Source organism: Flavicella sediminum (assembly GCF_006381105.1).
Lineage (GTDB): Bacteria > Bacteroidota > Bacteroidia > Flavobacteriales > Flavobacteriaceae > Flavicella > Flavicella sediminum.
In genome coordinates this window covers 1-5,648 of record NZ_VDET01000046.1, presented here as the reverse complement: position 1 = coordinate 5,648, position 5,648 = coordinate 1, and the positions used below count along the sequence as shown (strand labels likewise).

General features: G+C 27.1%; 4 protein-coding genes. All 4 read right to left on the bottom strand.

The annotated features are described in order from the left end of the window. Positions 1-173: 173 nt before the first annotated feature. The 4 genes from FGM02_RS17620 to FGM02_RS17605 all read right to left on the bottom strand — a co-directional run bounded on the left by FGM02_RS17620 (position 174) and on the right by FGM02_RS17605 (position 4,915). Positions 174-830 carry a YiiX/YebB-like N1pC/P60 family cysteine hydrolase gene (locus FGM02_RS17620; protein WP_166461222.1) on the bottom strand — a complete coding sequence of 219 codons (657 nt, stop codon included), beginning with the start codon at positions 828-830 and terminating at the stop codon, positions 174-176. A 412-nt stretch (positions 831-1,242) separates the two neighbouring features. Beyond that, complete coding sequence (locus FGM02_RS17615) at positions 1,243-2,076, bottom strand: hypothetical protein (RefSeq protein ID WP_139959896.1); 834 nt, start codon at positions 2,074-2,076, stop codon at positions 1,243-1,245. Between the two features lie 735 nt (positions 2,077-2,811). Continuing rightward, the gene (locus tag FGM02_RS17610) at positions 2,812-3,576 is read right to left on the bottom strand and encodes an HNH endonuclease (RefSeq protein ID WP_208021549.1); all 765 of its coding nucleotides are present in this window, start codon (positions 3,574-3,576) and stop codon (positions 2,812-2,814) included. Between the two features lie 262 nt (positions 3,577-3,838). Next, positions 3,839-4,915 (bottom strand): hypothetical protein, encoded by a 1,077-nt coding sequence (locus tag FGM02_RS17605; RefSeq protein ID WP_139959894.1) that lies wholly within the window; start codon positions 4,913-4,915, stop codon positions 3,839-3,841. Positions 4,916-5,648: the final 733 nt, after the last annotated feature.

The following is a 5,648-nucleotide window of genomic DNA, read 5'->3' as shown; positions in this document are numbered from 1 at the left end:
GGGAGTTGATAATCGCAAGATTCTCAGCCGAACACTAAGCTTATACTTATTTTGTGTTCGTATCTTTGTCGACATATAAATAGATAAATAAGTATAAGTGACATAGTAAAAAGAGAAAGAACTTTGGGCAAACCATAAAAACCCACATTAACTTTATACGGTGTTGGCATACGTTATTTTTCTATAACAGTTAAAAGTTTTTTAGAATCAAAAATTGCAGTTGATGATATATAATAGCTGTTGGAACAGTTTTCTTGATTATCTATATTTTTCCTTGAAATAGATGAAGCATCGAGTTTACATAATTCAATATCTAATGCTCTTTTATATGTTTTCCAAATTAACTCGGAATCATATATTTTGTTATCAGACCAACAATGAGAATCATCGTAAGGTTTGAAGATGAATTTTTGTTTTTCCTTTCTGAATATTTTAGTGTTTTGCTCAGTGAATATACTATCTGAATTGTTTAATCTTTTTACAGTATAACTCCCATTATTTTTAACCCATGATCTTAACGATGTGTGCTGCACTCGATCAGTAATTTCCAAAACAGTATAGCCATGAATGTCTACATCTATTATGGCAATTTTATTATCGATTGTATCGGTTCTTTTTCTGGTTTGGAAGATAATATCTCCTGTTTTTAATGATTTAAAGTTTTCATTGTCTTCTTTTTTGTTTTTCGAAATTCTTTGTTCTCTTTCTTTTTTTATATTGTTGTCAACTAAAAAAGCGGCAAAAATCCCTAAACTAAATATTGAAATTATTGAGATTATAATTAATCGTTTGTACTTAGAAGAATTATACATTTTAATAATTGGAATCATAATCAAAGTCAAGATACTCCATAATATAAAATAGTATAATATCATCCATAATGTACTACCTCCAGTAAAACCAATTCCGAAGGGAACTAGATGGAAGTAAAAGCAAATATCATGTAAAATTGAAATATGACTATAAAAAGCGATCCAACCTGTTAGTAAAATCACAATTAAAGATATTAAACTACTTACGAAATATGAATTATTCTTTTTCATTCTATCTTTTCTTATGTATGCCAACGGTTTTGTATAAAGTTAGTGTGGGAGTTGATAATCGTAAGATTCTCGACCTAGCACTAAACTTTTACTTATTTTGTGTTTTTATCTTAGTCGACCTAAAAATAGATAAATAAGTAGAAGTGACATAATAAAAAAACACAAACCTTTGGGCAAACCATAAAAACCCACATTGACTTTATGCGGTGTTGCCTAACGTTTTGTGTAAATAATTTTTCGTAGTGTTCTTTATATTAATTATATGAGTTACGATAGAATTAGGAATAAATATGGCTGCTCCAATAGTGTACTCTACAATTCCTGGTGTTCCCGTTAAAAATAAAAAAAGGTGAAAAGATAATACAAGAGGTATGATGACCTTGTGAAAATAGTATTTGTAACAAATTATTATAACACCCAATTCCAAAAAGACACTGAGTATAATAAATATTTTTATAAGTAATTCAGGCAATTCAAGTATATTAATTCCAAATGTTTGATATAAAATGCTTTCATGCATTCGAGAAAAAATCAAGTTTTCAATAGTGTATCCATTGATCCAATCATCAAATTTCCAAAAAGGATATATTTTGGAATAACCAGCATAAAAATAAAAAGTACAATAAGAAAATACGAGTAACTTAAAAAACATCTTTTTGTTAGTGCTATACATGCTTAAATAAAGAATACTGCAAGGGATAAAATAAAAAGCCCATATCCCATAGGTTCCTATTAATTGGAAAAAGGCAAAACAAAAATAAAATAAAGAAAAAATAAAAATAGGGTAGAATATTTTTCTCTTAAAATTTATTATAACGAAAAATGAAGAAATTAAACCTATGTATTTCATAATTAGAATTAACTCTTTAAAAAATGAAAATATTGGAAATGATTCAAAATCTACAGCTTTATTTGAAGCTAGATAGTACATTAAATCAATACTTCCAGAAAGAAAGACTCTTTTACCTAGGAAAAATATCCAAACAATTATGATAAAATTTAATTTATTATCGTATTCCTTTCTATTAATCATTTTATTTTATAAATTTTGTACCAATTAATAATTGTACTATCTAATTTTCGGTTGTTTTTTTTCAATAATCGTGTTACTAATTTACTTTCCAAATCATCAATTGGTGAAAATATCAAACCAGAATTTGATGTAATCAAATTATCTTTCAAATCATAGAGGTTTCTAGAGTGAATGTGATTAGTTGTTCTATCTGTACTTACCCAACTATACATTCCTACATAAGAAAAAGGATAATTTACTTTACGTAAAACAACATGGGAAAGTTGAATAGTTAATATACAAATCGAAATATTAAATAACGTTTTATTAATTTTTTTTATATAGCTGTTCAATAAAATTCTAATTAATAAAAAACAAATGCTGAAAGTTAAACAGATTATAAAAATCTTATTTAAATTAGATAACTTCAATATGAGATGAGAGACTAAAATAAATGAAAGTATATAAAGTATTAAAATTTTATTTTTATTCATTTTTTTATCTCGACTAACGTCATTTTTTGTTGTTGATATTCAGTTAATTATGTTTTGTCAAATTTATCAATTTTCACCAATATTTAAATCAATTTTTCACTATTCGTTAGCTCGATGAATTAATCGGGTTCTGATGTGTGGAATGTTTGGCAACGGTCAAGTATAAGCGTAGTGCGGGATTAAAAGCACTTCACTTTCAGTTTGCCGATATGTTTGTTAATATTCAATTCGTTTAAATTTATCACTTTCGCCCGCATTACGCTTATACAATGTTGTAGCCAGGCATTTTTATATTATTTTTCAGTTCTTCAATTGTCAAAGGTGGATTTGTTCTATGCAACATTGCGTGACAATTTGGGCAAACTGGTCTTAAATCATTTATTGGGTCAACTTGATACGCTTGACCAACTTCTGAAACTGGAATTAAATGGTGAACGTGAATAAATCCTTTACCCAATTCTCCATATATTTTTTCAAATTCAAAGTCGCAAACTGAGCAAATTGGTTTCCAATATTCAATACATTTTTGTCGTGCTTTTGGATTCCGTTCGTATGTATTTACTTGTATAGTCCTTTTAAGACCTTCAGTTAAATTGGGAAACTCATCAATAGGAATTTCTTCCGCAAACTGTTCTTCGCCCGTTAGTCCAGTTTCTCTTAGTGCTTCAGAAAGTTCGTCTTTTATTTTCCAAATAAACAGATTTGAGTTATTGTCAGACCAACCATCAAAAAATAAGTCCCATTTTCTCTCCGTTCCGTCTTCTCGTTTAGTAAATCGAATCGGATATTTTTTTACTAATCGCTTTCCCCAATTTCCCATTTCCAAATTAATGGGTCCTGACGCTTTTCTTCCTGTTTCGCCTGTCAATATCATACCGATTTGGCTTGCCGCTGCTTTATTGTCTTCAAAGGAATACATTGCTTGAAGAATTGAAATATCTTTTTCGTTTGTTATTTCATTGTCTTGAAGAACTTCAACCCATTCAGTTGTCGTTAAAGTTTTACCAGTATGATAATTTTCTCTCATTAAGTAGGTTTCGTTTTTCTTGCTTGGCTACAACGGTTTTGTATAAGGTTAGTGTGGGAGTTGATAATCGAAAGATTCTCAGCCTAACACTAAGCTTATACTTATTATGTGTTTTTATCATTGTCGACCTAAAAATACTCAAATAAGTATAAGTGACACAATAAAAAGACACAGAACTTTGGGCAAACCATAAAAACCCACATTGACTTTATGCGGTGTTGTAGCTAGTAATTATTATTTCTAAATTTTTAAGAATGTTGTCTTAAGACTTATTCTGTTCTGCTATAGATTTCATTCTCTCCATTACATTCATTAATACGTTAATTCTGTTAATCAGTATTTTATTTAATACTTTTTTGTTTGATAAATAATCTAATAATAATATTATTTCTTCTCCGTTCAAGTAGTTACAATATGTTTCAAATATATCTTCGGTAATTTTTTTATTTCCTAATACATATTCAATAAGATCATTTTTTTTTATGATGTTTTTTTTATTTTCTATACTGTTTAGATTAACTATTCTATTTTCTGAAACATAAATTAATTTTATCGGTTTTAATGATTCGTAAATTTTATTAATTCCGAACCCTTGTTTTATGGTTTCTATTAGGTGATATTCATCGCACCATATTTTAGATACGTAGATTTCTTTTAGGCTTTTGTTCTTAATGTTCCAATTTAATTCAGAAATAATATCTCCATTTATTGAAATATTTTCACGAAGTTCAATAATTGTTGCCGTTTCAGATTTGGTAATAGATTCAATAGTATTAGGGTTTAAATAAAATTTTTGATTTTTTGGAAACTTAACTTTAACTTCTAATAATGTATTGTATAAATTAACATAGTTTAAAAGTTCTTTTTTCTTTTCGATATTTTTGATTTCGCCAATTATTATTTCCCAATCGATGTAATTAGAATTTTTATCTTTAGAAGAAGACTTTAATCTAAGACTTATTGCTTTTTCACTTGTTACAGCTTGAATATTAAATATAGAGATTATAAAGTTTTTGACCCTAATAAATGGTTTAAAACCATGAATAAAAAAAGGTTTATTTAATATTGTTAATAGCTTGTCAAAAGTGATGTCTTTATTGAATTTAAATTCTAGCACCTGCTTTTCTTCCTCTGTATTATCTACATGATGTAATGTAAATAATCCTCTGTTATAGTTTTTATACTCTTTATCATTTAAGTCTTTTCGACTCTTAGTTTTTTGAATATAGAGTATGTTTTTTAAAGATATTTTAAAGGTTTTTTTTTCTTCGTTTATGTCGTAATAAGGTGGGAATAGTATCTTTTCTTCAATAATCTTGTTATAAAGATACTTTTCCATTATAACATTCAATTTACTTGGAAAACTATTAGAATTATTATCGACTTGGTGCAGATTCATATTTCGGATTAGTATTAATATTATTTTTGTTTTAGAATTTTTTAATCTTTAAAACTTATACTATGTCATTAGATTCAAATTATGATTACAGTCAAGCGGAACTTGATAATCATGCAAATCAATTAAACACTAACAATGATGCATATTGGTCATCAAGGTGTTAGGGTTTTATCGGCAGAGGAGAGAAATCTCCTTTGTTTTTATTTATAAATTAAAATTACACAAAAAATGAATAAAAGTATAGATAATAGAACTAATCAGTTAAATCCTAATAATGAGGAGTATAAATTAAATAAAATAGATATGGTAACAATTAATTTTCAAGGTGTTGTACAAAAAAAATTGAAGTAGAAATGAATCCTTTACCTAGAGTAAATGATAAAATTGAGTTTTCAGATAAAGGACGTATAATTAAAGGTACAGTAGTTGATTTTATTCATATTATCGATGAAAATAAAAAACGTAAAATAGAAATATTAGTTATTTGATTATATTTTTTCTCGAAAATAAAGTTGTGTTTTTTATTAGCTACAACGGTTTTGTATAAAGTTAGTGTGGGAGTTGATAATCGTAAGATTCTCAGCCCCGGACTAAGCTTATACTTATTTTGTGTTTTTATCTTAGTCGACCTAAAAATAGATAAATAAGTAGAAGTGACATAATAAAAAGACAC